This window comes from Methylobacterium sp. Leaf87 (assembly GCF_001422775.1).
Classification (GTDB): Bacteria; Pseudomonadota; Alphaproteobacteria; order Rhizobiales; family Beijerinckiaceae; genus Methylobacterium.
On record NZ_LMMI01000061.1, the window covers coordinates 175,954 to 201,616 of the forward strand.

A 25,663-nucleotide genomic window follows, 5' to 3' on the forward strand; every position below is an offset into this window, starting at 1 on the left:
AGCCGGGTCGCTTCGGTCGCGTATCACGGCGTGCCGGCGCCCCCGGGGGTGGGGGCGTACCGGTGCCCCTGTAGATAGCCCAGGAGGCGTCCGTCGCGGAACGTCCAGGCGCGCCAATCCGCCATCCGGCCGATCTGTGCCGCTGCGAGTTCGTTGCGCCAGGCGACCACACCGTTCTGCCGCGTTGTCTCATCCACGAGCCAGCGGTCGACGGCCGGGATCGCCTGGGGACCGAGGCTCAAGGCGTAGTACGCATCGAACGGCGTTCCCGCCCGTCGGCTGTGAGCGAGGTTGTAGTCGGCGACGAACCCGGCGACGTTGACGAAGGCGCAGGCGTAGAGGGTCGCGGCCAGGATCAGGCCATTGGCGGCGATCAGCCAGGTGTTCGTGCGACGCAGGGCGATGCGGGCGAGGATGAGGATCAGCCCGGCCCCGACCAGCCCCATCCACACGAAGGCGGCGGCGCGCGGCAGGGTGAGCGAGTAGGTCGCGACGTAGAGGTCGAGGCGCAGGAGCGCCGAGACCACGAGCAGCACGTTCTGTCCGATCCAGAGATAGACCAGGCCGCGGATCGTGCGGGACCCCTCGCCGGGACCGCCCGGACGGAGGGCCACGAGGACGAAGCCGGCGGCGAGCAGCGCCGTGAGAATCAGCGGGTAGGCCCCGCGATGGGCATAGGACGCGTAGGTGATGCCGGACGGTAGGGCGACGCCGCCCCAGAGGTAGGCGAGGTCGAGGCCGCTCTGGAGGGCGAACAGCAGGTTGAACAGGATCAGGCTGCGCAGGACGAGGGACGCGTCGATCCACCGGTTCAGACCCGTCGCAACCGTCGGGGGCAAAGCAGGGACGAAATTTCCAGGCCCCTGTCCACGAGCCATGACGCGGCGGGCGGTGACGAAGGCCCACGCCACCGAGAGCAGGATACCCCAGGCAAGCAGGCGCAGCGTATCGAGGTCGGCGGCGGGGATCGACCATTCCAGGTCCGCCAGCCACGCGTCGATGATCGGGTTGGCCGAGGCGAACAGGCTCGCGAAGAGGCAGCAGAGCAGCAGCGGCACGAGCCAGCCCAACAGCGAGGCCTGGAGGCGCTCCGTCAGGCGCCGCAGCGGGATCCGCTGCGAAATCGTGGCGAGATCCGGAATGAGGCGGAACGGCCCGACCACGAGGAGATTCCCGACCGTCAGCCCTGTGGATCGGACGCCCTGGCTGAATGCGCCTCGTATCCCCGCAGCGAACAGCGCCGTTCCGAAGATGCCGGACGTGACCGACAGGAGCCCGACACCCTCGACGAGAGGCAGCAACCCGGCAAGCAGGATCAGGATGGCGCCGCACCGGTCGCGCAGCGGGGCGCGCAAAGGATTGGCAACCGCCACGGCGAGGCCGAGGAGTCCGAGAAAGAGCGCGACGGAGATGCCGAGGTTGCGCTCATAGAGCAGCTGGTCGCCGACGATTGCGACGAGGGCGGCGAGGAGGAGCTTCGGGGCCGGATGCGCCACGGCGGGGGGTGCATCGGCCCAGAGGATGTCGGGGACGGACGAGGCGGGCGAGCGTATCTCAGCCATGGGCAGGATTCCCGGTGGGAGCCGCCGCGGGGCTGGCGCACCCACGACAGAGCCGCCGCGCCAGCCCCGGCGATCCGGAAGACCGGGCCGCCGGGATCGGACCCGTTCGTGCTCATCTGCGCAAGCTGAACCGGTACGGTGCAGCCCCGAGGGGCAGCCTGTGCAGCCGATCAGGAATCGCGTGCAGAATCTCTGCAGATCGTGCCCGGCCCGCTGGCGCGACGACACACTTTCGCAAGCGCCGTAGGCCTCCGTCAGATCTTCCGGCGCAGACGTGTCGCGAAAAAGCCGTCGAGGCCCCCCCGCTGCTCGGGGGTGGTGCCAGCGAGGTGCGAGGGCAGCGTGCGCAGGTCGCCCTGGGCGTCGATGGGCTCGGACAAGCCGCCGAGTTCTTCAGGGGTGACAGGCACGCGCTCGAACTCGTCGGTGCGCCTGAGGAAATCCCGTACCTGGCGCTCACCCTCCTCCGGCTCCAGGGAGCAGGTGCAGTAGACGATCCGGCCGCCGGGCTTCACCAGCATCGCGGCCCGGTCGAACAGGCGGCGCTGCAGGGCGGCAAGGCGCAGGATGTCGTTGCGGGCCTTGGTCCAAGCCACGTCCGGGTGCCGGCGTAGGGTGCCGGTCGCCGAACACGGCGCGTCGAGCAGCACGGCGTCGAACCCACCCGGCTCGTCCACTTCGAGGGCGTTGCCGACGCGAATCTCCGCCTCCAAGCCAAGGCGCCCGAGGTTTTCGCGCAGGCGTTCCAGGCGAGGGACGGACCGGTCGACGGCGAACACGTCCGCACCGGCTGCGGCGAGCTGCGCGGTCTTGCCCCCCGGCGCGGCGCAGAGATCCGCCACCCGCTCGCCGGATTTCACGGCGAGGAGCCGAGCGGGAATCGCCGCCGCGGCATCCTGCACCCACCACGCGCCCTCGGCGTAGCCGGGCAGGTCGGCGACGGGGGAGCGGATATCATGCAGGCGCACGCTGCCCGTCGGCAGCACGACGCCGCCGAGGCGGTCCGCCCATTCGGCCGCCGCGCCTTTCAGGGTGATGTCGAGGGACGCGCCCGCCAGATGGGAGGCGGCGATGGCCCGCGCCGTGTCCTCGCCGTAGGCGTCCCGCCAACGGCCGGCGAGCCAGGCCGGCGTGTTCTGCGCCAGGGGATCGCTCATCCCGGCCTGGATCTCGGCCCGCTCGCGCACGATCCGGCGCAGGACCGCGTTCACGAGGCCGGACAGGTGCAGGAGTTGCGGGTCGCCCTTGGCGATGCGGACGCCCAGATCGACGGCGGCGTGGTCCGGCACGTTGAGGTCGAGGATCTGGGCCGCCCCCGTCGCCAGCAGGGCAACGAGGCGCGGCTGGTCCTCCGGCAGGCCCTGCGACAGACGCGCGGCGAGGATCGTCCGCAGGAAGCCGAGGCGACGGAAGGTGGCGGTGGCGATGGCCCGGGCCAGGGCCGTGTCGGCGGCGTCGAGTTCGGCGTGTCGCCCGGCCTGGGCCAGGGCGTCCTCGAGGGCGAAGGCGTGGGTGTTCGCCAGGAGATCGGCCACGGCGCCGTGGGCGACTTGCCGGGCGGCGAGGCCCGCGACGGTGCGATCGATGGCCGTCGTCGGCCCCTCCGCATTGCGGCGTATCGCCATGAGTCCCACTTTCCCAACACGGTGCCCGGCCCGGCCGGGTATCTTCGAGACAGCCCTTTCACCCCTCACCGCCGAGATGCAAGTCGTGATGCCAGTTTTGCCGATGCAGGGAGAGCCGGAAACCCCGAATCCGGCGCCGCGCCCGCCCCTCTCCCCCGCTGCTCGCCGGGCCCTGGCCGAGGCCGAAGCGCGTCGGAAGGACATCGACGCGCGAGCCGCCGAGATCGCCGCCGCGCGCGAGCGCCAGGGCCGCGGCGGTCTGGAGCCGGTTCGCTACGACGATTGGGAAATCAAGGGCATCGCGGTCGACTTCTGAGCGATCCGGAAGGCCGGATCAGCGAACCACGTAGACCGGCGTACCGACGGAAACGCGGCTGTAGAGATCGACCACGTCCTGATTGTACATGCGGATGCAGCCATACGAGGCGTAGGAGCCGATGGAGTTCGGCCGGTTGGTGCCGTGGATGGCGTACTCCCCGCCCGAGAGGGTCAGGGCCGCCGAACCCATGGGGTTGTGGGGCGAGCCGCCGGCGATGACGTCGGGCAGGCGCGGGTTGTCGCGCTTGACCTCGCGGGGCGGCGACCAGGCCGGCTCCACGTACTTGCCGTCGATTTGGCGCGCGCCGGTCCATTGCTTGCCCGGCTTGCCCACGGCCACGGGGTAGCGGATCGCCGTCCCGTCGCCGTTGACGAGGTAGAGCCGGCGCTCGGCCGTGCGGACCACGACGGTGCCGGGACTCATGCCTTGGTCGAACGCCACGACTTCCCGTGCCGCGGCCGGCATCGCCGCGAGCGCACCGGCCACGGCCAGCACACCGAATACAACCTTTTCGAATCCGATCATGAATCTCGTCCCCGTCAGCTTGACTTTGCTGACGACGACAATCGACGGCCAAGGTTGCCGTTCCGCTTAACGCCTGCCAGCGCTGGGGGATAACTGCGAAGGACTTGCCGTCACGGTAAAGGATCGTTCCTGCCGTTTCGACGCGAAGCAACGGGCTCTCGCAAGGTTCGATCAACCTTGACGAATTCAGCGCTCGATAAGATCCGCCGCCGTCGCGATCCGATCCTGCCAGCCGTGGCGGACGAGTTCGGGATCGGCATGCTCTTCGACGGGGAACCCGACGCACAAGTAGGCGACGAGGTGCCAGGCGCAGGGCACGTCGAGGACCGTACACACGGTTTCGGGTTCCAGGATCGACACCCATCCCACCCCGAGGCCGTGGGCGCGAGCGGCGAGCCAGAACGTCTGCACGGCGCTCACCACCGAGTAGCGCAGCATCTCGGGCATGGTGGCCCGGCCGAGGCCGTGGCCTGTCTCGGTTCCCTCGTCGCAGAATACCGCGAGGTGCACCGGTGCTTCGGTGAGCCCGGCGAGTTTGAGGCGGATATAGGCGTCGCGCCGCTCGGCGGCGTAGTCCGTCGCCGCCGCCGCGTTGCAGCGCTCGAAGCTCGCCGTAACGGCTCCGCGCCGGGCCGGGTCCGCCACCCGGACGAACCGCCAAGGCTGACTGTTGCCAACCGACGGGCTCAGGGCCGCGAGATCGAGGCAGCGGCGCAGGACGGCGTCGTCCACCGGATCGGTTCGGAAGCGGCGCACGTCGCGGCGCCACGCGAACAGGTCCGCGAGGGTCTGACGGAAATCGGCATCGAAATGGACCACGACCGATCGTCCCACGGCAGAGTGCGTGGGTCCGTCATAGACCGGGCAACGGGAGGACGGGCGAAAAAAAGGCCGCGCTCCGGAGAGGCGGCCTGAAGTCCTTGGGTCTCGAAACCTCTGGAGTGTCGATTCGCGGAGGTCGGGCGGTACCCGAGCGCTGGGGAGCGTAAGTTTCGGGTACCGCGTCGACCGGCGGATGCGACGAGGTTCGGCAACAGGTCTGCCCTTCCAACGCGGCATGGGCAGGGCATCTTCGCGGCGGAATGGTGGTGGTGCGCCGGCGCACCGTACTGCGGCAAGTTCGGCATGGCATCGGGCGTGACGTCGGGTCCCGTCCGCTCTGCTGGTTTACCGCACTCCGATGATGGCGCCGCGACTCTTGCGGAAGCACCGACGCAGGACCATCATCGGGGTTTGGGCCAGCCGGAAACAGGAGCGACGATGAGCGAGCGGACAAGCGCCGAACCCAGATCGTCCGAGCCTGCGGCCCGGGTCATCCCTTTTCCCTCGGCACCCGTCCCTCCTCAGATCGCGTTCGACCGGGCGGAGTTGCGCGTGCTGTTCAATCTCTACGGCCGCATGGTGTCGGCGGGCGAGTGGCGCGACTACGCCCTCGACTTCCGGCGCGACAAGGCGGTGTTCTCGATCTACCGGCGCAGCTCCGAGATGCCCCTCTATCGAGTCGAGAAGGACCCCAAGCTCACCCGGCGCCAGGGCGCCTACGCGGTGTTGTCGGCGTCCGGGCTGGTGTTGAAGCGCGGCCAGGACCTCGCCCGCGTGCTCGCCGTGCTGGAACCGCCCCTGCGCGCCGTATAGGGGGCTGGAGGCCCGCAACAAAAAGGCCCCGGCGGTTACCCGCCGGGGCCTTTCTTATGCTTGGTCCATTCGACTTAGCGGCGGTCGCCGAGCAGCGAGAGCAGCATCTGGAACATGTTGATGAAGTCCAGGTACAGGGTCAGGGCGCCGTTGACGGACATCTTGGCCGCACCCTCGGCGTCGAGGCCGCTGTAAAGGAACATCTCCTTGAGCTTCTGCGTGTCGTAGGCGGTGAGGCCTGCGAAGATCAGCACACCGAGCACCGAGATCGCGAACTGCAGGGCCGACGAGGCCATGAAGATGTTGACCACCGACGCGATGATCAGGCCGATGAGGCCCATGATCAGGAACGAGCCCATGCCCGACAGGCTACGCTTCGTCGTGTAGCCGTAGAGGCTGAGTCCGCCGAAGGTGGCCGCTGTGATGAAGAAAACCCGCACCACGCTGGCGCCCGTGAAGACGAGAAGCAGCGACGACATGGACGCCCCCATCACCGCCGCGAAGGCGAAGAAGGTCATGCGGGCGGAGGCCGCCGACATGCGGTCCATACGCATGGAGAAGATGAAGATGAAGGCAAGGGGCGCCAGCATGATCACCCACTTGAGCGGGCTCGTGTAGAGAAGCTGACCGAACGGGGTCAGGGCTACGCGGCCCGTCGCCGTCTGCGCGACGGCGGCCATGTTGAGGCCGAGCGCCACGAGACCGGAGATCCCGAGGCCGATGACCATGTTGTTGTAGACGCCGAGCATGAAGGTACGCAGGCCCTGGTCGATATCGACCTGGGTGCCGGCATACCCTGTCGGCTGGGCGCCGACCCGAAAGGGGCTGTTGTCGAATGCCATGGGAGTTTCCTTTGGAAGCTCTCTCAGCGTGTGATTTCAGGAAGGAGGCTCACGCACGGGACCTCTGGCACCATGAGTGCCTCGGACACAAATATGTTCCGTCCTCCCGCTTCGCACAAGAGGCCGGCTGAGCTTCACCCATGGGAATCTCGACCCCCGGGGGGCTGATTTTATTTGCGTTTTTCGGGATTAAAACCAAGCTCGTCAGAACTGTCGTAGGTAGGGCGCCGGCTTCTGCCCGAGGATGCGCCAGGTGCCGGCAAGCCCGAGCACGACGGCGAACACCACGGCGAGTGCGGCCGCGACGAGCGCGCCCGTAAGGTCGAGGGTGAATTCGAGCTTCATCACCCGGGTGACGATGACCCAACCGGCGAGCGTACCGGCCAGCAGCCCGAACACCGCCGTGGCGAAACCGAGCGCTCCGTATTCCAGAGTGTAGGCGGCGAGCAGGCGCCCGCGGGTGGCACCGAGGGTCTTCAGGACGACGGCGTCGTAGAGCCGGGCGCGGTGGCCGGCCGCGAGGGCGCCGGCGAGGACGAACAGGCTCGCCACCACGGCAATGCCGCTGGCGCCGCGAATGGCGAGCACGAGCTTGCCCACGACATCGTTGACCGCCTCCAGGGCCTCCTTGACCCGGATGCTGGTCACCGACGGGTAGGCGCGCGCGACATCGCGCAGGATGATTGCCTCGGCCTTCATGTCCGGACCACCCGCCAGGGTGAGGGTGGCGAGGTCCGAGTGCGGCGCGCCCCGGAAGGTGCCGGGCGAGAACACCATGACGAAGTTGATGCCGAGGGACCGCCACTCGACCTTGCGCAGGTTCGCGACCTTGGCCGTCAGAGTCCGGCCCAACACGTTGACCGTGACGGTGCCGCCGACGGCGAGGTTGAGGCTGCGGGCGAGTTCGGCGTCGAAAGAGACCAGCGGCGTGCGGGCATCCTCGGCATTCCACCAGGTTCCGGCGACGAGGCGGGAGCCTTCCGGGATATCCTCCGCGTAGGTGATGCCCCGGTCGCCGTCGAGAACCCAGGCGGCGTCCTCCGGCGGCTTGATCGATGCGGCGGGGACGCCGTCGATGGCGGTGATGCGCCCGCGCATCATCGGCACGCGCTCGATCTTGGCCCCCGGTGCCTGGGTTCCGAGGAAGGCGTGGAAACCCTCCGAATCGGCCGCTGGAATGTCGAGGAAGAACAGGTTCGGGGCCCGCGCCGGCAAAGAGTTGCTGAGGGTGTTGCGGACATTGGCGTCGATGAGGCTCAGGGTGACGAGCAGCGTCACCCCGAGTCCGAGGGACAGGACGATGGCGGGCGTGAGCGCGCCGGGCCGGTGCAGGTTGGCGAGCGCCATCCGGGGCGCGGCCGAGCGCGGGCGCGGCAAACGCCGGGCCAGCGCCATCAGACCGAAGGCGACGATGCGCAGGAGGCCGAACGCGATGGCGGCCGCGGCGATGAAGATGAGGGCGAGGCGCCGGTCGAAGGCCGTGGCGAGTGCCAGCCCGACGAGTCCCGCGAGGGCCGCAGCGAGGATCAGCTTGTAACGCCGGCGTGTCTTCACCGAGCCGGGATCGACCACGTCGCGGAACAGCCCGGAGACCGGGATATCGTGGGCGCGACCCAGGGGCAGGATCGCGAAGGCGAGTGCGGTCAGCAGACCATAGGCGGCCGCGAGCACGAGTTCGCCCGGCGCCAGAGTGGGGTTGAGGGGCAGTGGCAAGGACGTGTGGAACAGGGCATCGATGACGAAGGGAAGACCCGCGCCGAGGCCGAGGCCGATGGCTGTGCCGAGGCCGGCGATGAGCATCACCTGGGTCAGGTACAGGGCGACCACCTGCCCGCCCGGCGCACCGACGCTCTTGAGGGTGGCGATGGAACCGCGCTTGCGCTCGACGAAGGCCGCCACCGCGTTGGCGACACCGACACCGCCGACGATGAGGGCGGTGAGACCCACCAGGGTGAGGAACTGGGTGAAGCGCTCGATGCTCTTGGCGAAACGCGGATCGGCGTTGGACCGCGCCCGCATCTCCCAGCCGGCCTCGGGCGCGGCGGCCGCGATGGCGGCGGCCCGGCGCTCGATGTCGGCATCGCTCGCGTCCGGCAACTGAAGGCGGTAGCTCCACCGGTTGAGGCTGCCTGGCTGGATCAGGCCCGTGGCATCGAGGGCCGCGCGGGAGACCAGCATCCGGGGGCCGAAGCCGATACCGTTGGCGATGCGGTCCGGCTCGGAAATCAGGGTCGCACGGAGCACGATGGGCGTTCCCGCCACGGTGATACGGTCGCCGATCTTGAGGTCGAGGCGGGTGAGCAGCACCGGATCGACCACGGCGCCGTAGGCCCCCTCCCCCTGGGCCACCAGGCTGGCCAGGGGAGCGACTGGATCTGTGACGAGTTCCCCGGTGGCCGGGTAGTCGTCGTCGACGGCCTTGAGTTCGACCAACGCCGCGCCCTTGTCGCCGGCGAGCGCCATGGCCCGCAGCGTCGTCACCACGCTGACGCGGCCCTGTGCTGTCAACGCGTCGCGCTCGGCCGGCGTCGCCTCGCGGTTGATCAAGCTGTAGGTCAGATCCCCGCCGAGGATCCGCGCGCCCTCGCGCCCGAGCCCGTCCGTGAGAGACCGGGCGATGGAGGCGACGCCCGCGATGGCGGCGACACCGAGCGCGATACAGGCGAGGAACACGGCAAAGCCCGCGAGACCGCCACGCAATTCGCGCAGTGCGAGCCGCAGGGTCAGAGGAAAGGCCAAGCCGGAATTGCGCTTCGCGGGCTGCGCGGGGACGAGGGTTCCGTGCATGGTCAGGCCGCCAGGGCCGCTTCGACCCGGCCGGAGCGCAGGCTCACGGTCCGGTCGCACAGTCGGGCCAGGCCCGGATCGTGGGTGACGATGACCAGGGTGGCGCCCCGGTCGCGCTTCAGGGCGAACAGCAGGTCGACGATCTGGCGGCCGGTCGCCTCGTCGAGGTTGCCCGTGGGTTCGTCGGCGACGAGGATCGCGGGGTCCGGCGCGATGGCGCGGGCAATGGCGACGCGCTGCTGCTCGCCGCCCGAGAGCTGCGCCGGGTAATGGTGAAGCCGGTGGCCAAGGCCGACCGCCTCGAGTTCGGCCTTGGCGCGTGCATGGGCGTCCGGCTTGTCGGCCAGTTCGAGGGGCAGGGCCACGTTCTCCAGGGCCGTCATCGTGGGAACGAGGTGGAAGGCCTGGAACACGATGCCGATGCGCCGGCCGCGAAACCGCGCCAGGGCGTCCTCGTCGAGCCGTCCGAGATCGGTGCCCTCCACCACGATGGAGCCGGAATCCGGCCGTTCGAGGCCCGCCATCACCATGAGAAGGGTCGACTTGCCGGAACCCGAGGGACCGACGAGGCCCACCGCCTCGCCCTTTGCGACATCGAGGGAGATGCCGCGCAGGACATGGACGCGCGCCGCGCCGCGTCCGAGGCTGAGATCGAGGTCAGCCAGTGAAATGGCATGGGCGATGGCGTGCGGGTCGCGGACGGGGTCGGCCTTGCCGGACATCGATGGGAAACCGATCTGTAGGGAGTTGGGGTCGAAAGCGTCAGGGTCGAGGTTCATCCGGAATGCGTCGGTGCTCATTGTCACGTACCACCGAAATGGCTCCCGGAGCCGAGCGGTCACGTTTCGCCGATATGGTCCGTTGGGTCGCGCGGCGCCACATCCGCCCTCTGCAGGTCGTCCTGATGACACTCTTTGCCGCACTCGGACTGGCTGGAGCCCCGGCACGGACCGCCCCGGCCGAGCGGCCCGTCACTCTCGTGGCGTTCGGCGACAGTCTCACGGCAGGCTACCGGCTGCCCGGCTCGGCCGCGTTTCCCGCCGTGCTGGAGCGGGCGTTGCAGGCCAAGGGCCGCGCCGTCACCGTCGCCAATGCAGGGGTCTCCGGCGACACCACCACAGGCGGTCTCGATCGCCTCGACTGGTCCGTGCCCGACGGAACTGATGGGGTGATCCTGGAGCTCGGCGCCAACGACATGCTGCGCGGCACCGACCCGGCCGTGACCCGCAAGGCCCTGGAGACCATCATCACGCGGCTGAGGGCGCGCAACATTCCGGTGATGCTCGCGGGCATGCGGGCCTCGCCGAATCTCGGGCCGGACTACGTCGCGCGCTTCGACGCGATCTATCTGGACCTCGCCCGGGATCACGGTCTCGTCCTTTACCCGTTCTTCCTTGCCGGCATCGCCGGCGACAAGGCCTACAACCTTGAGGACAAGCTCCACCCCAACGCGAAGGGTGTCGAGACCATCGTCACCGGCATCCTGCCGAGCGTCGAGACCTTTCTCGACCGGGTACAGGCCGCGGGCCGCTGATGCCGCGGCTGTTCACCGGTCTGGAAATCCCGGCCGACATCGCCGAAACGCTGGCCCTGCGGCGCGCCGCCCTGCCGGGCTCACGCTGGATCGAGCCGGGCGACTATCACATCACCCTTCGGTTCCTTGGCGACGTGGACGAGACCGTGGCGGAAGCCTTCCACGATGGCCTCGTCGAAGCCCGGGCGCGCCCGCCCCTCGATCTCGTCCTCGATGGGCTCGGGGTGTTCGGGGGCGCGAAACCCCGTTCGATCCTGGCGAATGTCGCAGCGAATCCGGACCTTGCTGAACTTCAGGCCGAGCATGAACGAATCGCCCGGGATGCGGATGCAGCGCCCGACACCCGGCGGTTTACGCCACACGTGACATTGGCTCGCCTCAACCGGCAGGCGGATGCGTTCGCGGTGGCGCAGTATCTGACGGAAACGGGCGGTTTCCCGCCCCTTCGCTTCACCGTGAAGCGGGTGGCTCTGTTCTCGGCCCGCGCCTCCAAGGGCGGCGGACCCTACCTCGTTGAGGCGGCCTACCCCCTCGACGGATGATCGTCCGGCCGGTCAGGCCGGGCGGGGTGTCGCCAGCACCTTATCGATGCGTCGGCCATCCATGTCGACCACTTCGAATCGCCAGCCATGGGCTTCGAAATGATCGCCGGCCGACGGAATGCGCCCGAGCTGGAAGATCACGAAGCCCGCCAGGGTGGCGAAATCCTCTGTGTCCGGGTGTTCGGCGAAGGCAAGCCGCTCGAAAGCCTGCCCTGCCGGCATCATCCCGTCGATGAGGAGCGAGCCGTCCTCGCGCTCGACCACCGCCGGCTCGTCGCCGATCTCCGGGATGTCGCCCGCGATGGCCTCCAGGAGGTCGGTCTGCGTGACGATGCCCTCCAGGCTGCCGTACTCGTCCACCACGATGGCCATGCGGACGGGCTGGGCCTGGAAGATCTCCAGGACCGCCAGGATCGACAGGCTCTCGTGCACCACGATGGGCGCCTGGGTCGCGGCCAGAACGTCGATGGCGTTCCCATCGAGAACCTGATTGAGGAGGTCCTGCTTGCGCACCACACCGACGATCTCGTCGACCTGCGTTCGGCTGACCACGATCTGGGCATGATCGCACTCGCGCACGGCCTTCAGGATCGCCTCGCGGTCGTCGTCGGCATCGACCCATTCGACCTCGTGACGGGGGGTGATGATGTCCCGCACCTTGCGCTCGCCGATGGAGAAGATACGCTCCACCGCCTCCTGCTGCGCCTCGCGGATGAGGCCCGCCTCCTGGCTCGCCTGGATCAGGAGGTTCAGTTCCGCCGTCGAATGCAGCGACCCCTCGCCATGCCCGGCCTTGAGGCCGCACAGGCGCACGACGCCGTTGCCGAGCCCGTTGAGGAACAGGATCGCCGGACGGAAGATGAACAGGAACAGGCTGAGGGGCCGCACCACGGCCAGCGCCGTGCGCTCGCTGCGCTGAAGGGCGAGGCTCTTCGGAGCGAGTTCGCCGAGAACGATGTGCAGCGCGGTGATGATGACGAACGAGATCGCGACCGCGATGGTGTGGGCGGCCACCGCGCTTACGGAGTCCGGCAGCCAGAACAGAGCGGGTTCGATGAGGTGGGCCAACGCCGGCTCGCCGACCCAGCCGAGCGCCAGGGACGAGATGGTGATGCCGAGCTGCGTCGCGGCCAGATGCGCATCGAGCTGATCGGTGGCGCGCTGCAGGGCGGTGGCGTTGGTCCGGCGCTCGGTGACCAGTTCAGTCACCCTGCTCCTGCGGACGGAAACGAGGGCGAACTCGGCGGCCACGAAGAACCCGTTGGCCAGCACGAGGACGAGGACGGCAACAAGGCCGAGGCCGGTTGCCCACACTTGATCGGAAATCGTCGTCTCCACCGCTCGGGTCGTGGCGGGAGATCTAACAGTTGTGCCGCACGGGGCCAATCGCCCCGGACAGTCCACCCGCAGCAATATGAGGCACGGTAGTTCCCCCCGGGTGCCGACCCTACAGTCGGCGCAGTGCCACGGTCTCGATGCGGTGGCTGGCGCCCTTGGCGAGGATCAGGCTCGCACGCTGGCGGGTCGGAAGGATATTGTCGCGGAGATTCGGCAAATTGATGGTCGTCCAGAGATTGTCGGCGATCTCCAGGGCTTCGGCCTCCGTAACCTCGGCGTAGCGCCGGAAGTAGGACAGTGGATCGCGGAACGCGGTCTGGCGTAGGCGCAGGAAGCGGTTGACGTACCAGCGGTGGAGGTCGTCCTCGTGGCCGTCGAGGTAGATCGAGAAGTCGAAGAAGTCGGAGACGAACGGAATCGCGGTGCCGTCGCGGGGCAGGCGCGCCGGTTGGAGGACGTTGAGGCCCTCGACGATGAGGATGTCGGGGGATTCCACAACCCGTTCCTCGCCCGGTACGACGTCATAGACGAGGTGCGAGTAGAGCGGGGCGGCGACACGTTTCTTGCCCGCCTTGATGTCCGTGAGGAAGCGCAGGAGTGCTGCGGTGTCGTAGCTCTCCGGGAAGCCCTTGCGCTCCATGGCGCCCATGGCCTTCAGCTCGGCGTTGGGCAGCAGGAAGCCGTCGGTGGTGATGAGGTCGACCTTCGGCGTATTGGGCCAGCGTGCCAGCAGGGCTTTCAGCACCCGGGCGGTGGTGGACTTGCCGACCGCGACCGAACCGGCGACCCCGATGATGTACGGGACCTTGGCCTCGCGCTCGGCCATGAGGAAGCGCTGGGTCGCCTTGAACAGGCCTTGCGTCGCCGCGACGTAGAGGGAGAGCAGGCGCGACAGCGGCAGGTAGATCGCCTCGACCTCCTCCACCGAGATCGGATCGTTGAGGGATTGCAGGCGCGTCACGTCCTCGGCGGTGAGTGTGAGGGGCGTGTCGGCGCGCAGCTGCGCCCATTCCTCGCGGGTGAAGAGGCGGTAGGGCGAGAGCCGCTCGGGACCGAAGCCGGTGACGGGGTCCTGCCCAACGGCCGGATCACGCTCCGGCGAGGGCCCCACGGCAGCATTCTCGCTCACGTGTGCCTCCGGGCCGCCTTCTCGGCGATCCCGCTCTGTGCGGTGCGCCGTTCCAGCTCGGCCATGACTTCTTCGAGGGCGACGCCACCGGCCCGCAGCAGCACGACGAGGTGATAGAGCACGTCCGCCGCCTCGCTCACGAGACCGGCGTGGTCGCCCTGCACCGCAGCGATGGCCGCCTCGACGGCTTCCTCACCGAGTTTCTTGGCGGGCTTGGCCGGCCCGCCGGCGAGGAGCTTGGCGGTGTAGGATTGGTCGGCCGGGGCCGCGGCGCGGGCCGCGACGAGGGCGTCCAGATCGGCGAGGGTGAACTGGGTCATACGGTCCTGGATTCCGGCGGGCCGGACTTATCGTTCCACCCGACGGCGGGCGGTTGCATTCCTGATCATGCGGCAAGAGCCGCTTCCAGGCCTCGCGTCAAGCGTCGCGGCGCATGGAAAGACCTGCCGCCGCCATATGGGCCTTGGCCTCACCGACGCTGTGCTGCCCGAAATGGAAGATCGAAGCGGCCAGGACCGCGCTGGCATGGCCGTCGCGCACTCCGGCCACGAGGTCATCGAGGCTGCCGACGCCGCCGGACGCGATCACCGGCACGCTCACGGCATCCGCGATGGCACGGGTCAGGGCGAGATCGTAGCCCGAGCGCATCCCATCGCGGTCCATGGAGGTGACTAGGAGTTCGCCGGCCCCGAGGGCCGTCACCGTGCGGGCGAACGCGATGGCGTCGAGCCCCGTGGGCTTGCGGCCGCCATGGGTGAAGATCTGCCAGGCGTCGGGTTCGCCTGGAGCCGACGTACGCTTGGCGTCGATGGCGACGACGATGCACTGGCTGCCGAATTTTTCCGCCCCGCGTGCGACGAAATCGGGGTCGTTGACGGCGGCCGTGTTGATGGAGACTTTGTCGGCCCCGGCCAGCAGCAGGGTGCGGATGTCGGTCACCGTGCGGATGCCGCCGCCGACGGTGAGGGGCATGAAGCAGGCTTCGGCCGTGCGGCTGACGACGTCGAGGAGCGTGCCCCGATCCTCGTGGCTCGCGGTGATGTCGAGGAAGCAGAGCTCGTCGGCTCCGGCCGCATCATAGGCCTTCGCCGCTTCGACGGGATCGCCGGCGTCGCGCAGTTCGAGGAACTGGACGCCCTTCACCACCCGGCCGTCCTTGACGTCGAGGCAGGGGATGATGCGGGTCTTGAGCATGGGCGTCCCTCCTGACGGTGCGGTCAGGCCGCCGATCTTCCCTTGGCCTTCGCGATGGCGGCCAGGGCCTCGCGCGGGTCGATCCGGCCGTCGTAGAGCGCACGGCCGGTGATGGCCCCCGCGAGCAGGGCGCAATCCGGCTCGAGGATGCGGTGGACATCGTCGATGGAGGCGAGGCCTCCGGAGGCGATCACCGGAATCGTCACGGCGCGGGCAAGCCCGAGGGTCATCTCGATGTTGAGGCCCTTGAGGATGCCGTCGCGGGCGATGTCCGTGTAGATGAGCGCCGCGACGCCGGCATCCTCGAACCGGCGCCCGAGTTCCTCCGCGGTCATGCTGGAGGTGGTGGCCCACCCCTCGACGGCGACGCGGCCGTCCTTGGCGTCGATGCCGACGGCGATCCTGCCCGGATAGAGCCGGGCCGCCTCATGGACGAAAGCGGGATCGCGCACGGCTGCCGTTCCGATGATGACCCGGCTGACGCCCTTGGCGAGCCAGGCCTCCAGGGTCTTCATTTCGCGGATGCCGCCGCCGAGCTGCACAGGCAGCTTCGTCCGGGCGAGGATCGCATCCACGGCGTCGGCGTTCATCGGCGCGCCGGCGAACGCCCCGTCGAGGTCGACCACGTGCAGCCATGGGAAACCCTGCTCCTCGAAGACGGCCGCCTGGGCGGCCGGATCGTCGCTGAACACGATGGCCTGGGCCATGTCGCCCTGTACGAGGCGAACGCAGCGCCCTTCCTTGAGATCGATGGCCGGAAACAGGATCACGCGTCGGTTCGCTTTCGAATCGTTCGGTGGATGAGGGCGGTCCCCGATCAGGGACGCCACGCCAGAAAGTTCGCCAGCAGGGCAAGGCCGAGGTGCTGGCTCTTCTCGGGATGGAACTGGGTGCCGGCGATGTTGTCCCGTGCCACCATGGCGGTCACCGGGCCGCCGTAATCACTGTGGGCGACGGTGTCGGACGCCTGCGCCGGATGCAATGCGAAGCTGTGGACGAAATAGGCGTGCAGACCGTTCTCGCCGAGGGGAATGCCGGACAGCAGGGGGTGGTCGCGGTCGGGCGCCAAGGTGTTCCAACCCATGTGCGGCACCTTCAGCGCCGGATCGGACGGGCGGATCGGGCCGACATCGCCGGAGATCCAATCGAGCCCGGGCGTGGTGGCGTATTCGAGCCCCCGTGTCGCCAAGAGCTGCATGCCGACGCATATACCGAGGAACGGTCGGGCGCGGACCTTGGCCGCATGTGTCATGGCATCGACCATGCCCGGCACGGCGTCGAGGCCGGCGCGGCAATCGGCATAGGCGCCCACGCCCGGCAGCACGACGCGGTCGGCGCCCGCGACGATCTCGGCTTGCGAGGTCAACACGATGCGGGTGTCGTCGAGGCCAGCTTCTCGGGCGGCGCGTTCGAAGGCCTTCGCCGCCGAATGCAGGTTGCCCGAGCCGTAATCGATGATCGCGACGGTTTGTCCGCTCACCGCCGGCCCTCACTCGTGGGGAACATCCCGATGGCGACCTCGCTCGGGCGGGAGGTGGCGTTCGCGTAAGGGACCGGCGCCGGACGCGGCGGGACGACACCGTCGAACCAACGGTTCGCGGCCTTCATCTCGGCCTCTTCCAAGCTTGCGGCCAGGACGGCGTCACGCACGGGTCGGCCCCTGCGGGCGTAGGTCCAGCGACGGAGGGACGAGGCTTCCAGCCCGATCAGAAGCAGCACCAGCAGGGTGACCACCAGGCCGGTGAATGGGTTCAGGGCGGCCATGCGGCCGAGATAGGCCGTGGCGACGAGGAGGGCCAAGACGCCGAGCGCCGCCAGCCACAGCCGATGAAACAGAAACCACAGCGGTCCGAAGGCGAAGGCCGTCCACGAGAAGCCATCGGGCACGAGATGCGCGCGCTCGAGACCATGGGCCTCACCCGTCTGGGCGTCCCGGTCGAGGTGCAGCGTGTAGGTGCGCATGGCGTGTCCTCTCCTGCGACCTGACCGGTCAGAGCGAGCCCTTGGTCGAGGGGACGCGGCCGCCCTCGCGCGGATCGATGGAGACGGCCTGCCGCAAGGCGCGGGCCAGACCCTTGAAGCAGCTTTCGGCGATGTGATGGGCGTTGTCGCCGTACAGCGTTTCGATGTGGAGGGTGATGCCGGCATTCATAGCGAAGGCCTGGAACCACTCACGCACGAGTTCGGTGTCGAACTGGCCGATCTTCTCGACCCGGAAGGCGGTGCGGAAGACGAGGAACGGCCGCCCGGAGATGTCCACGGCGACCCGTGTCAGCGCTTCGTCCATGGGCAAGTGGATGTCCGCGTAGCGCGCGATGCCGCGCTTGTCGGCGAGCGCCTGGGCGAAGGCCTGTCCGAGGGCGATGCCGGCATCCTCGGTGGTGTGGTGCTGGTCGACATGGAGGTCGCCCGTCACACGGACCTCGATGTCGAACAGGGCGTGGCGCGCCAGCAATTCTAGCATGTGATCGAGAAAGCCGACGCCCGTCGCGATGGTGGCGCGGCCGGTCCCGTCGAGATTAACCGCGACGTGGACGTCGGTCTCCGCCGTGCGGCGGTCGATACTGGCGGCGCGCATGCCTGAAATTTGCTCTTGTGACGTTGGATCTTTGGAACGAACCCGCCTTCTAGAGCCAACGAGGCCCGCCTGTGAAGGGAGCGGGCTCGCGATTCATCGGGCGATTCGATCGAATGCGCCCCGGACCCGAGGGCGGATCAGCCGTTCAATACCCGGCCCGCGACGGCGTCGAGTTTGGCGAGCAGAGCCAGATCGCGCTGGGCCGGTGCGGTCATGATGGCGCCGTCGAGGGCATGGTCGGAGCCCATGGGGCAGGCCTCGCGCTCCTGTGGAAAGTCGCGGGCGAGCCGCGCGACGAGGCGGGCGGCCTTGTCCGCGTTGGCACGCGCGACGGCGACCACGGCAGCGACGTCCACGGCATCGTGGCTCGGATGCCAGCAGTCAAAATCCGTCACCATGGCGATGGTCGCATAGGTGATCTCCGCCTCACGGGCGAGCTTGGCTTCCGGCATGTTGGTCATGCCGATCACGTCGTAGCCCTGCGCCTTGTAGGTTGTGGATTCGGCGTAGGACGAGAATTGCGGGCCTTCCATGCAGACGTAGATACCGCCGCGATGGACCGCGATCTCTTCCGCCTGCGCCGCCTCCGCGATGCGGTTCTGCAAGGCCGGGCCGACGGGGTGGGCCAGGGACACGTGGGCGACGCAGCCGTTACCGAAGAAAGAGGACGCGCGGCCATGGGTACGGTCGACGAACTGGTCGACCAGGACGAACAACCCCGGGTGGAGTTCGCTGCGGAACGAGCCGCAGGCCGAGAGCGACACGAGGTCGGTGACGCCGGCGCGCTTCATGGCGTCGATGTTGGCGCGGTAGTTGATGCCGGAGGGCGACAGGCGGTGGCCGCGTCCGTGGCGGGCGAGGAACACCACCTGGGTCTCGCCGATCCGGCCGATGCGGAGCGCATCAGAGGGCTCGCCCCAGGGGGATTGCACCGCCTCTTCGCGCACGTCTTCCAGACCCGGCAGATCATAGACCCCGGACCCGCCCATCACGCCGAGTACCGCTTGCGACATTCTCATGGCTCCATACAGCGAGCGCCGGTCGCCCCCCAGGGGGACGCCGGCGCTGTGGTGTTTCGGTGGGAACGAGGCTCGTGTCGAGCCCCGGTCGGCGCGCGTGGCTAGTAGGTCTTGTGCAGTTCCGGCTGGAGGCCGTGAACCTCGCCGCCGACCTTCGCCCAGATCTTCTTTTTGACGTAGTAGAGCAGGCCGGAAAGCACGATAAGGAACAGGATCACCCGTAGACCCAGTGCCTTGCGCGCCATCATGTGCGGCTCGGCGGTCCAGGCCATGAACGCGGCGACGTCCGTGGCGTACTGGCTGACCGTCTCGGGTACCACCGGCTCGCCCTTGTCGGTCTTCGCGTAGGTGACCTGCCCGTCGCTCAATGGCTTCGGCATCGCGATGAGGTGCCCGGGATAGTACTTGTTGTAGTACGTGCCCGCCGGAACTTCCTTGCCGGCCGGCGGGTCCTCGTAGCCGTCGAGCACGGCATGGATGTAGTCGACGCCGTGTTCGGTGTAGCCGACGACGGGCAGAGCATCGGTGAGGAACTTCGGGAAGCCGCGCTCGAAGGTGCGGGCCTTGGCGAGCACCGAGAAATCCGGCGGCGCCTTGCCGCCATTGGCGGCCGCGGCCGCCTTCTCGTTGGGGAACGGCGACGGGAAGGCATCGGCGGCCCGGGCGGGGCGCTCGGCATCCTCACCGGAATCGTTCTGTTCCTTGACCTTGTACTCAGCCGCCAGCGCCTTGACCTGGCTGGCGCTGAAGCCCGGTCCCCCCGGCTCCGCAAGGTTGCGGAACCGTACGAGGCTCATGCCGTGGCAGCTCGAACAGACTTCACGGTAGACCTGGAAGCCGCGCTGCAACTGCGCCTGATCGAACCGGCCGAACATGCCGGCGAAGCTCCACGTCTGACGCGGCGGCTGCGGAGCGCCATGCTCCTCTTCCGCCGAAGCCATGGTGATGCCGAGGGTGGCCGCGACGAGGGTCGCGGCGAGGAGGCGGGTCGTTTTCATGGTTCTCAAAAGTCCCCTGCCCTCAACCCTTGGACGACGGTGCGGCCGTGGCCCCGGCCGGCATGCCGGACCCGGAGACCTGCTTGCCCGGACCGGTGACGCTCTCGAGGATCGAGTCCGGCAGTCGGTCGGGTGTCTCGAAGAGGCCGACGAGGGGCATCACGACGAGAAAGTGGAGGAAGTAGTAGGCCGTACACAGGCGTGCGGCGATGACGTAGCCACCCTCCGGCGGCTTGGCGCCGAGCCAGCCGAGCAGGATCGTGACCACCACGAACAGCCAGAAGAACTGACGGTAGATCGGACGGTAATTGGCCGAGCGCACCCGCGAGGTGTCGAGCCACGGCGCGAAGGCCAGGATGATCACCGCGCTGAACATCAGGATCACGCCGCCGAGCTTGTCCGGCACCGCGCGCAGGATCGCGTAGAACGGCAGGAAGTACCATTCCGGCACGATGTGGGCCGGGGTCACGGCGGCGTTGGCCGGGACGTAGTTGTCGGCGTGGCCGAGGTAGTTCGGCTGGTAGAAGATCCAGTAGGCGAAGAAGATGCCGAACACCACGGTGGCGAACACATCCTTTACGGTGGCGTAGGGCGTGAACGGGACCGCATCCTTGCTCGACTTGATCGGGATGCCGGCGGGATTGTTCTGTCCGGTGACGTGCAGCGCCCAGACGTGGAGCACGACGACGCCGAGGATCATGAACGGCAGCAGGTAGTGCAGTGAGAAGAAGCGGTTGAGGGTCGGGCTACCGACCGAGTAGCCGCCCCAGAGCAGGCTCTGCACCGTCTCGCCGACGATCGGAATCGCGCCGAGGATGCTGGTGATGACGGTGGCGCCCCAGAAGCTCATCTGGCCCCACGGCAGGGTGTAGCCGAGGAAGGCGGTGGCCATCATCAGCAGATAGATGATCACGCCGAGGATGTAGAGGATCTCGCGCGGGGCCTTGTACGAGCCGTAGTACAGCGCCCGGAACATGTGGATGTAGACCGCGACGAAGAACATCGACGCGCCGTTGGCGTGCATGTAGCGCAGGAGCCAGCCGTAATTCACGTCACGCATGATGTGCTCGACGGAATTGAAGGCGTTGGCGGCCGACGGATCGTAGTGCATCGCCAGCCAGATGCCGGTGACGATCTGCGACATCAGCATGGCGATGAGGATTGCGCCGAAGGTCCAGAAATAGTTGAGGTTGCGCGGCACCGGGAAGGCAACGAACGACGAATGCACCAGCCCGACCAAGGGGAGCCGCGATTCGAACCACTTCGCCACGCGGCTCTTCGGAACGTAGGTGTTGGCGTGTGCGCTCATGGGGCTACCCGCTTCGAAAACTGTTGCATGAAATTCCGTCGCCCTTCCTCAGGCCGCAGCCTTGCCACCCTCTTCGCCGATCCGGATCTTTGCGTCCGTCTCGAAGGCGTAGGGCGGGACCGGCAGGTTCGTCGGAGCGGGACCGCGGCGAACGCGGCCGGAGGTGTCGTAGAGGGACCCGTGGCAGGGGCACGACCAGCCCTCGTACTGGCCCTGATGGCCGATCGGCACGCAACCCAGATGAGTGCAGTTGCCGTAGACCACGAGCCACTTGGCGTGACCCTCCTTGACTCGGGCGGCGTCGGCCTGCGGATCGATGAGATCGGCCATCGGCACGGCGGCGGCCTCCTTGATCTCCTTCTCCGTCCGGTGACGCACGAAGATGAGCTTGCCGCGCCAGAATACGTTGACGATCTGGCCCTCCTGGATCGGCGACAGGTCGACTTCGAGGGGGGCGCCGGCCGCGATGGTCTCGGCATCGGGCGCCATGGAGGCGACGAAGGGCCAGGCCAGGGCGCCGGCGCCGACGGCAAGGGCCGCGCCGGTGGCGAGGAACATGAAGTCGCGCCGCGTGCCGTCCGTCCCCGGCACGGTCCCGTCGGCATTGACGACCGGGTTCGCCGAGGGGTTCGCCAAGGGGGTCGCCGAGTGGTTCGCCAAGTGTCGGACTCCGAGCAAGGATACGGGTGCGGCCACCGCCCGTTGAGCGGACCCTGGCCGGCCGGGACATTAGAGGCTTTCGAAGGAAAGTCAGCCCGCCGGAGGCAAGCACCCTCCGGCAATTTTTTGCAATGCGACCCCGCGTCACCGGAAGTTCACCGGACGGGATTTGTCACAGAAGCGTGCCCTTGAGGATCAGCATCGCCATCGAGAAGTAGATGACCAGTCCGGTCACATCCACGAGGGTGGCGACGAAGGGGGCGGAGGCCGTCGCCGGGTCGAAGCCGAGGCGCTGGAGCAGGAACGGCAGCATCGAGCCCGTCAGCGATCCGAAAGTGACGATGCCGACCAGCGCCGCGCCGACGGTGGCGGCCACGAGGGGCCAATGCACGCCGTAATCGTAAAGGCCGGTCTTCTGCCACACGACGATTCGGACGATACCGATGAGGCCGAGGATCGCCCCGAGGACGAGGCCCGTCGGCAACTCGCGGGCCGCCACCCGCCGCCAGTCGCGCAGGCGGATCTCACGGAGAGCCAGCGCGCGGATGAGGAGCGATGTCGCCTGACTGCCCGAATTGCCGCCCGAACTCATGATGAGGGGGATGAACAGGGTCAGGACGATGGCCTTCTCGAGTTCGCCCTCGAAGCCCTGCATGGCGGTGGCGGTCATCATCTCGCCGAGGAACAGGGCACAGAGCCAGCCGGCCCGTTTCCGGATCATCGTGAAGAAGCCGATATCCATGTAGGGCTCGGGCAGGGCTTCCATGCCGCCGAAGCGCTGCACGTCCTGTGTCTGCTTCTCGACCATGGCGTCGATCATGTCGTCCACGGTGACGATGCCGATAAGGTGGCCCACCGCGTCGATGACGGGTAGCGCGAGCAGATCGTATTTGGAGATCAGGCGGGCCGCCTCTTCGCGGCTTGCCGTTGGTGAGACCGCGAGTGGGCGCCGATCAGGGGCGACGGACAGCACATTGTCCTGCGGATCGCCCGAGATGAGACGGCGCAGGGGCACCGCTTTGGTCAGGGCGCGGGTGCGCGGATCGAGGACGAAGATCGCGTAGATGGTCTCGCGGGTCTTCTCGACGTGGCGGACGTGGTCGAGGGTCTGCCCGATCGTCCAGTCGCCCGGCACGGTGACGAATTCGGTGGTCATCAGCGAGCCGACGCTCTCCTCGCCGTAGGCACTGAGGCGGTCGACGGCGCCGCGCGTCTCTGCGTCGAGACGCGCGCGCAGGTCCGAGCGTCCGGGCTCCTCGATCTCGCGGAAGATGTCGGTGATGCGGTCGGCCGACATGCCCGAGAGGTAGGAGGCGACGCGGTCGCGCGGCAGCATCTCGACGATGTCGGCGGCGCAGTCGAGTTCGGGTTGATCGAGAACCTCGACGGCGCGGTCGTGCGGCAGCCCCAACAGAATCGCGGCGGCGACTTCGGGCGCCTCTTCGTTCAGGGCCTCTACGATGTCGGGCGCGCGCTCGTCGGACAGGCGGGCGGCGAGCACCGAGGGGTCGACGTTGGGTGGAGCGAAAAGGATCGCGTTCATGGGCTCACCTCGCGCGGGGGCGCACGGCCAAGGGCACACAGCCCTGGACGACCGGGGTCGGTGAGCCGCCCCGGATCCCGTTCAGGATTCTGGGGAGACCCCGCTCGCGGCCGCGCAGGGCGCGGAAGATCGTCGTGGAGTGTCGCTGGGCATTGGCTGGCTTGAAGGAGTGCCCGATCGGCTCGGCCGGGATGCGACGAGTCGCGCGTCCCGGCACGACCGGTGGGCGGCGCGTGAGTGCGCCCGCGAGCCCCAGCCGTCAAGCCGAAGATGCGAGGCGCTCCAACACTTTCGACCGAGATACAATCTCATCGGAACCGGTTGCGATGCGATTTGGCCGCGGATCGCGGACAGGGACGCGCATCATTGTGGCACCATATCACCGGGGCTGCCGCTTGGCCGGCGGGCTGGGCGATCCCGGGGCTCCCGGTCTCGATCTATGAGAAATATAAGTGTAGCGCCCACTTGTATTGCGCCCAATGTAACGGCATATCAAGGGCGTCGAACACGAAGGAGTTCAGCCATGAAGTGGTCCGCCCCCGTCGTTCAAGAGATCTGCGTCGGCATGGAAGTCACCAGCTACGAGTCGGCAGAAATCGATCCCTTCAACTGAGGGATCGGCGCCCCTCGGGGTGTCAGCTAAACCCGCCAACCTCAACTAGGAGAAACACCATGAAGTGGTCTGCCCCCATCGTCCAGGAAATCTGCGTCGGCATGGAAGTCACCAGCTACGAGTCCGCCGAGATCGACACCTTCAACTAAGAAGGTCGTCGCCTGGAAGGGGGTGCCGCTCGAGAAAGCGGCACCCCTTTTTCATTGTGTCGGATGCCATGACGAAAAGGCCCGGACCGTATGCGGTCCGGGCCTTTTCGTGTCTCTTGCAGCGTCCGCGGGGTCTCGCCTAGAGGCGGTAGCGGATCTGGTCGGTCCAAAAATCCTCTACTCGGCTGCATCAAGGGCTTGCGTATCGCCTTGGAACGCAACTTGATCGGCCCCCACGAGGTGGTCCAAGGGTAAAGTTAGTGCACGGTGGGCCGTTCCGCCACGGGTAGCTTGGCCGGCGGAGCTGGTCGGGCGAGCGCAGCCGGCCAAGCGGAGAAGGCTGGCATGAACCCCTCCGGTGCCGGCGGCCGGTATCCCAGCGAGGCATGCGGGCGCACGGTGTTGTAGTGACGTCGCCAGCGGGCCACGGCCCTCGCCTGTGCCTGGGCCGCGGGGCTGATCGGCCCCCACGAGGTGGTCCAAGGGTAAAGTTAGTGCACGGTGGGCCGTTCCGCCACGGGTAGCTTGGCCGGCGGAGCTGGTCGGGCGAGCGCAGCCGGCCAAGCGGAGAAGGCTGGCATGAACACCTCCGGTGCCGGCGGCCGGTATCCCAGCGAGGCATGCGGGCGCACGGTGTTGTAGTGACGTCGCCAGCTTTCGATGACGACCTGCGCTTCCCTGAGTGTGTAGAAGATCTCGCCGTTGAGAAGTTCGTCGCGAAGCCGTGCATTGAAGCTTTCGACGTAGCCATTTTCCCATGGTGAGCCTGGCGTGATGTAGGCCGTCTTTGCTCCAACGCCGGTAATCCAAGCTTGGACGGCCTTCGCAACGAACTCCGGCCCGTTGTCCGAACGAATATGGCCAGGTACGCCACGTAGGATGAATAGGTCCGAGAGCACGTCGATAACGTCGATCGCCTTGAGCTTACGAGCGACCCGTATCGTCAGGCATTCATGGGTGAACTCGTCAACGACGTTGAGCATCCGGATCTTGCGCCCGTCATGCGTGCGTGCCTCGACGAAGTCATACGACCACACGTGATTGCGGTGTTCCGGGCGAAGACGGACGCAGGAGCCGTCGTTGTCCCAGATCCGCCCTCGCTTGGGCTGATTGGCTGGGACCTTCAGACCTTCACGCCGCCAAATGCGCTCGACGCGCTTGTCGTTGACGAACCAACCGGCCGCCTTCAGCAACGCGCTGATCTTGCGGTAGCCATAGCGTCCATACTTCTCGGCCAATGCCACGAGATCGGCTGTCAGCGCCTCCTCGTCGTCGCGGCCCCGCGGCACCTTGCGCTGTGTCGAGCGATGCTGACCGAGCGCCCGGCAGGCGCGGCGCTCGGAGATGTTCATCGTCAGCAGGATATGCTCGACACAAGCGCGTCGGCGCGCGGGGCTCAGAAGTTTCCCCGGGACGCCTCCTGCAGGATCAGCTTGTCCAGCGTCAAATCGGCGATTGCCTTTCGAAGCCGAGCATTCTCAGTCTCAAGGCTCTTCATCCGTCGAACCTGATCTGACTTCAGCCCGCCAAACTCACGCCGCCACCGGTAGTATGTCACTGAACTCACGCCGAGCGCGCGGATCGCATCGGCCACGCTCTGGCCCTGTGAGATCAGCACATCCGCCTGCCGTAGCTTGGCAACGATCTCCTCGGGCTTCGGGTGCTTTGCCATCTTGTCCGTCCTCCAGGCTTAAAAGCCATACCAAAGGGCGGACCACTTCAATGGGGGCGGACCACRGCCCTCGGCCGTGAGGCGGGCAAG

27 protein-coding genes and 1 pseudogene are annotated in these 25,663 nt (G+C 67.8%); 6 read left to right on the forward strand and 22 right to left on the reverse strand.

Annotation, left to right across the window (positions count from 1 at the left end):
* Positions 1-23 precede the first annotated feature (23 nt).
* Together ASF22_RS22580 and ASF22_RS22585 are read right to left on the reverse strand one after the other, a co-directional pair.
* A complete protein-coding gene (locus ASF22_RS22580) occupies positions 24-1,562 on the reverse strand; it encodes a DUF4173 domain-containing protein (protein ID WP_056268538.1) in 1,539 nt (512 codons plus the stop codon).
* Between the two features lie 254 nt (positions 1,563-1,816).
* Positions 1,817-3,187 carry an RsmB/NOP family class I SAM-dependent RNA methyltransferase gene (locus ASF22_RS22585; RefSeq protein WP_056268541.1) on the reverse strand — a complete coding sequence of 457 codons (1,371 nt, stop codon included), beginning with the start codon at positions 3,185-3,187 and terminating at the stop codon, positions 1,817-1,819.
* An 88-nt stretch (positions 3,188-3,275) separates the two neighbouring features.
* Here ASF22_RS22585 and ASF22_RS22590 point away from each other — a divergent pair, with 88 nt between their 5' ends.
* The gene (locus tag ASF22_RS22590) at positions 3,276-3,503 is read left to right on the forward strand and encodes a DUF1674 domain-containing protein (RefSeq protein ID WP_244474402.1); all 228 of its coding nucleotides are present in this window, start codon (positions 3,276-3,278) and stop codon (positions 3,501-3,503) included.
* An 18-nt stretch (positions 3,504-3,521) separates the two neighbouring features.
* Here ASF22_RS22590 and ASF22_RS22595 read toward each other — a convergent pair whose 3' ends face one another.
* A complete protein-coding gene (locus ASF22_RS22595) occupies positions 3,522-4,031 on the reverse strand; it encodes a L,D-transpeptidase (protein WP_056268547.1) in 510 nt (169 codons plus the stop codon).
* Between the two features lie 186 nt (positions 4,032-4,217).
* Positions 4,218-4,850, reverse strand: a complete 633-nt coding sequence (gene bluB / locus ASF22_RS22600; protein ID WP_244474401.1) for a 5,6-dimethylbenzimidazole synthase — start codon at positions 4,848-4,850, stop codon at positions 4,218-4,220.
* 441 nt (positions 4,851-5,291) lie between these two features.
* On the opposite strand from bluB, the gene ASF22_RS22605 reads away from it, so the two are divergent.
* On the forward strand, positions 5,292-5,666 hold the full coding sequence (locus ASF22_RS22605; RefSeq protein ID WP_056268551.1) for a DUF2794 domain-containing protein: 375 nt from the start codon (positions 5,292-5,294) through the stop codon (positions 5,664-5,666).
* Positions 5,667-5,740: 74 nt separating this feature from the next.
* On the opposite strand, the gene ASF22_RS22610 is transcribed toward ASF22_RS22605, so the two are convergent.
* The 3 genes from ASF22_RS22610 to ASF22_RS22620 form a co-directional block, all read right to left on the reverse strand.
* Positions 5,741-6,508 (reverse strand): Bax inhibitor-1/YccA family protein, encoded by a 768-nt coding sequence (locus ASF22_RS22610; protein WP_056268553.1) that lies wholly within the window; start codon positions 6,506-6,508, stop codon positions 5,741-5,743.
* Positions 6,509-6,712: 204 nt separating this feature from the next.
* Positions 6,713-9,295, reverse strand: a complete 2,583-nt coding sequence (locus tag ASF22_RS22615; RefSeq protein WP_056268556.1) for an FtsX-like permease family protein — start codon at positions 9,293-9,295, stop codon at positions 6,713-6,715.
* A gap of 2 nt (positions 9,296-9,297) precedes the next feature.
* Complete coding sequence (locus tag ASF22_RS22620; protein WP_056268631.1) at positions 9,298-10,017, reverse strand: ABC transporter ATP-binding protein; 720 nt, start codon at positions 10,015-10,017, stop codon at positions 9,298-9,300.
* Positions 10,018-10,199: 182 nt separating this feature from the next.
* Between ASF22_RS22620 and ASF22_RS22625 the strand changes: the two genes are divergently transcribed.
* On the forward strand, positions 10,200-10,829 hold the full coding sequence (locus ASF22_RS22625) for an arylesterase (RefSeq protein WP_056268634.1): 630 nt from the start codon (positions 10,200-10,202) through the stop codon (positions 10,827-10,829).
* On the forward strand, positions 10,829-11,371 hold the full coding sequence (gene thpR, locus ASF22_RS22630) for an RNA 2',3'-cyclic phosphodiesterase (RefSeq protein ID WP_056174387.1): 543 nt from the start codon (positions 10,829-10,831) through the stop codon (positions 11,369-11,371). Before ASF22_RS22625 ends, thpR begins: the two co-directional genes overlap by 1 nt.
* A 12-nt stretch (positions 11,372-11,383) precedes the next feature.
* Here thpR and ASF22_RS22635 read toward each other — a convergent pair whose 3' ends face one another.
* The 13 genes from ASF22_RS22635 to mgtE form a co-directional block, all read right to left on the reverse strand.
* On the reverse strand, positions 11,384-12,643 hold the full coding sequence (locus ASF22_RS22635) for a hemolysin family protein (RefSeq protein WP_056268637.1): 1,260 nt from the start codon (positions 12,641-12,643) through the stop codon (positions 11,384-11,386).
* 175 nt (positions 12,644-12,818) lie between these two features.
* A complete protein-coding gene (coaA, locus tag ASF22_RS22640; protein ID WP_056174385.1) occupies positions 12,819-13,838 on the reverse strand; it encodes a type I pantothenate kinase in 1,020 nt (339 codons plus the stop codon).
* Positions 13,835-14,158: a phosphoribosyl-ATP diphosphatase gene (locus ASF22_RS22645; RefSeq protein ID WP_056268557.1), complete on the reverse strand. Its 324-nt coding sequence runs from the start codon at positions 14,156-14,158 to the stop codon at positions 13,835-13,837. Before ASF22_RS22645 ends, coaA begins: the two co-directional genes overlap by 4 nt.
* A gap of 97 nt (positions 14,159-14,255) precedes the next feature.
* Positions 14,256-15,032, reverse strand: a complete 777-nt coding sequence (gene hisF, locus ASF22_RS22650; protein WP_056174381.1) for an imidazole glycerol phosphate synthase subunit HisF — start codon at positions 15,030-15,032, stop codon at positions 14,256-14,258.
* Positions 15,033-15,055: 23 nt separating this feature from the next.
* Complete coding sequence (gene hisA / locus ASF22_RS22655) at positions 15,056-15,802, reverse strand: 1-(5-phosphoribosyl)-5-[(5-phosphoribosylamino)methylideneamino]imidazole-4-carboxamide isomerase (RefSeq protein ID WP_056174970.1); 747 nt, start codon at positions 15,800-15,802, stop codon at positions 15,056-15,058.
* Between the two features lie 47 nt (positions 15,803-15,849).
* Positions 15,850-16,512 (reverse strand): imidazole glycerol phosphate synthase subunit HisH, encoded by a 663-nt coding sequence (hisH, locus tag ASF22_RS22660; RefSeq protein WP_056174379.1) that lies wholly within the window; start codon positions 16,510-16,512, stop codon positions 15,850-15,852.
* Positions 16,509-16,994 carry a DUF2628 domain-containing protein gene (locus tag ASF22_RS22665; protein WP_056268560.1) on the reverse strand — a complete coding sequence of 162 codons (486 nt, stop codon included), beginning with the start codon at positions 16,992-16,994 and terminating at the stop codon, positions 16,509-16,511. Before ASF22_RS22665 ends, hisH begins: the two co-directional genes overlap by 4 nt.
* A 28-nt stretch (positions 16,995-17,022) precedes the next feature.
* Entirely contained in the window at positions 17,023-17,610 is a 588-nt protein-coding gene (hisB, locus tag ASF22_RS22670; RefSeq protein WP_056174374.1) for an imidazoleglycerol-phosphate dehydratase HisB, read from the reverse strand.
* 137 nt (positions 17,611-17,747) lie between these two features.
* Positions 17,748-18,623, reverse strand: a complete 876-nt coding sequence (locus ASF22_RS22675) for an S-methyl-5'-thioadenosine phosphorylase (protein ID WP_056268563.1) — start codon at positions 18,621-18,623, stop codon at positions 17,748-17,750.
* A gap of 107 nt (positions 18,624-18,730) precedes the next feature.
* Positions 18,731-19,627 (reverse strand): cytochrome c1, encoded by an 897-nt coding sequence (locus tag ASF22_RS22680; RefSeq protein ID WP_056268566.1) that lies wholly within the window; start codon positions 19,625-19,627, stop codon positions 18,731-18,733.
* Between the two features lie 22 nt (positions 19,628-19,649).
* The gene (locus ASF22_RS22685; protein ID WP_056174369.1) at positions 19,650-20,936 is read right to left on the reverse strand and encodes a cytochrome b N-terminal domain-containing protein; all 1,287 of its coding nucleotides are present in this window, start codon (positions 20,934-20,936) and stop codon (positions 19,650-19,652) included.
* Positions 20,937-20,984: 48 nt separating this feature from the next.
* Positions 20,985-21,527, reverse strand: a complete 543-nt coding sequence (gene petA, locus ASF22_RS22690) for a ubiquinol-cytochrome c reductase iron-sulfur subunit (protein WP_056174967.1) — start codon at positions 21,525-21,527, stop codon at positions 20,985-20,987.
* 241 nt (positions 21,528-21,768) lie between these two features.
* Complete coding sequence (gene mgtE, locus ASF22_RS22695) at positions 21,769-23,139, reverse strand: magnesium transporter (RefSeq protein ID WP_056268569.1); 1,371 nt, start codon at positions 23,137-23,139, stop codon at positions 21,769-21,771.
* Positions 23,140-23,662: 523 nt separating this feature from the next.
* Here mgtE and pqqA (ASF22_RS22700) point away from each other — a divergent pair.
* Both pqqA (ASF22_RS22700) and pqqA (ASF22_RS22705) read left to right on the forward strand, forming a co-directional pair.
* Positions 23,663-23,752 (forward strand): pyrroloquinoline quinone precursor peptide PqqA, encoded by a 90-nt coding sequence (gene pqqA / locus ASF22_RS22700; protein ID WP_055952695.1) that lies wholly within the window; start codon positions 23,663-23,665, stop codon positions 23,750-23,752.
* Between the two features lie 59 nt (positions 23,753-23,811).
* Positions 23,812-23,901 carry a pyrroloquinoline quinone precursor peptide PqqA gene (pqqA, locus tag ASF22_RS22705; protein ID WP_056092902.1) on the forward strand — a complete coding sequence of 30 codons (90 nt, stop codon included), beginning with the start codon at positions 23,812-23,814 and terminating at the stop codon, positions 23,899-23,901.
* A 257-nt stretch (positions 23,902-24,158) separates the two neighbouring features.
* Here pqqA (ASF22_RS22705) and ASF22_RS23550 read toward each other — a convergent pair.
* A pseudogene (locus tag ASF22_RS23550) lies at positions 24,159-24,350 on the reverse strand (integrase core domain-containing protein); the annotation flags it as partial.
* A 42-nt stretch (positions 24,351-24,392) separates the two neighbouring features.
* Positions 24,393-25,573, reverse strand: a protein-coding gene (locus tag ASF22_RS22710) for an IS3 family transposase (RefSeq protein ID WP_156647889.1) whose coding sequence is annotated in 2 segments (ribosomal slippage) — positions 24,393-25,312 and positions 25,312-25,573 — 1,182 coding nt in all. Because the reading frame shifts where the segments join, the coding sequence is not laid out codon by codon here.
* Positions 25,574-25,663 lie beyond the last annotated feature (90 nt).

Bases quoted from the DNA above. Each gene is read 5' to 3' on its own strand.
- ASF22_RS22625 (WP_056268634.1), top strand. From the start codon at position 10,200: ATGACACTCTTTGCCGCACTCGGACTGGCTGGAGCCCCGGCACGGACC.
- pqqA (WP_055952695.1), top strand. From the start codon at position 23,663: ATGAAGTGGTCCGCCCCCGTCGTTCAAGAGATCTGCGTCGGCATGGAA.
- ASF22_RS22685 (WP_056174369.1), bottom strand. From the start codon at position 20,936: ATGAGCGCACACGCCAACACCTACGTTCCGAAGAGCCGCGTGGCGAAG.
- hisF (WP_056174381.1), bottom strand. From the start codon at position 15,032: ATGCTCAAGACCCGCATCATCCCCTGCCTCGACGTCAAGGACGGCCGG.
- ASF22_RS22585 (WP_056268541.1), bottom strand. From the start codon at position 3,187: ATGGCGATACGCCGCAATGCGGAGGGGCCGACGACGGCCATCGATCGC.
- ASF22_RS22615 (WP_056268556.1), bottom strand. From the start codon at position 9,295: ATGCACGGAACCCTCGTCCCCGCGCAGCCCGCGAAGCGCAATTCCGGC.
- hisB (WP_056174374.1), bottom strand. From the start codon at position 17,610: ATGCGCGCCGCCAGTATCGACCGCCGCACGGCGGAGACCGACGTCCAC.
- ASF22_RS22605 (WP_056268551.1), top strand. From the start codon at position 5,292: ATGAGCGAGCGGACAAGCGCCGAACCCAGATCGTCCGAGCCTGCGGCC.
- ASF22_RS22675 (WP_056268563.1), bottom strand. From the start codon at position 18,623: ATGTCGCAAGCGGTACTCGGCGTGATGGGCGGGTCCGGGGTCTATGAT.
- mgtE (WP_056268569.1), bottom strand. From the start codon at position 23,139: ATGAACGCGATCCTTTTCGCTCCACCCAACGTCGACCCCTCGGTGCTC.
- ASF22_RS22595 (WP_056268547.1), bottom strand. From the start codon at position 4,031: ATGATCGGATTCGAAAAGGTTGTATTCGGTGTGCTGGCCGTGGCCGGT.
- ASF22_RS22590 (WP_244474402.1), top strand. From the start codon at position 3,276: ATGCCAGTTTTGCCGATGCAGGGAGAGCCGGAAACCCCGAATCCGGCG.
- ASF22_RS22665 (WP_056268560.1), bottom strand. From the start codon at position 16,994: ATGCGCACCTACACGCTGCACCTCGACCGGGACGCCCAGACGGGTGAG.
- ASF22_RS22620 (WP_056268631.1), bottom strand. From the start codon at position 10,017: ATGTCCGGCAAGGCCGACCCCGTCCGCGACCCGCACGCCATCGCCCAT.
- ASF22_RS22610 (WP_056268553.1), bottom strand. From the start codon at position 6,508: ATGGCATTCGACAACAGCCCCTTTCGGGTCGGCGCCCAGCCGACAGGG.
- ASF22_RS22645 (WP_056268557.1), bottom strand. From the start codon at position 14,158: ATGACCCAGTTCACCCTCGCCGATCTGGACGCCCTCGTCGCGGCCCGC.
- thpR (WP_056174387.1), top strand. From the start codon at position 10,829: ATGCCGCGGCTGTTCACCGGTCTGGAAATCCCGGCCGACATCGCCGAA.
- ASF22_RS22580 (WP_056268538.1), bottom strand. From the start codon at position 1,562: ATGGCTGAGATACGCTCGCCCGCCTCGTCCGTCCCCGACATCCTCTGG.
- ASF22_RS22680 (WP_056268566.1), bottom strand. From the start codon at position 19,627: ATGAAAACGACCCGCCTCCTCGCCGCGACCCTCGTCGCGGCCACCCTC.
- pqqA (WP_056092902.1), top strand. From the start codon at position 23,812: ATGAAGTGGTCTGCCCCCATCGTCCAGGAAATCTGCGTCGGCATGGAA.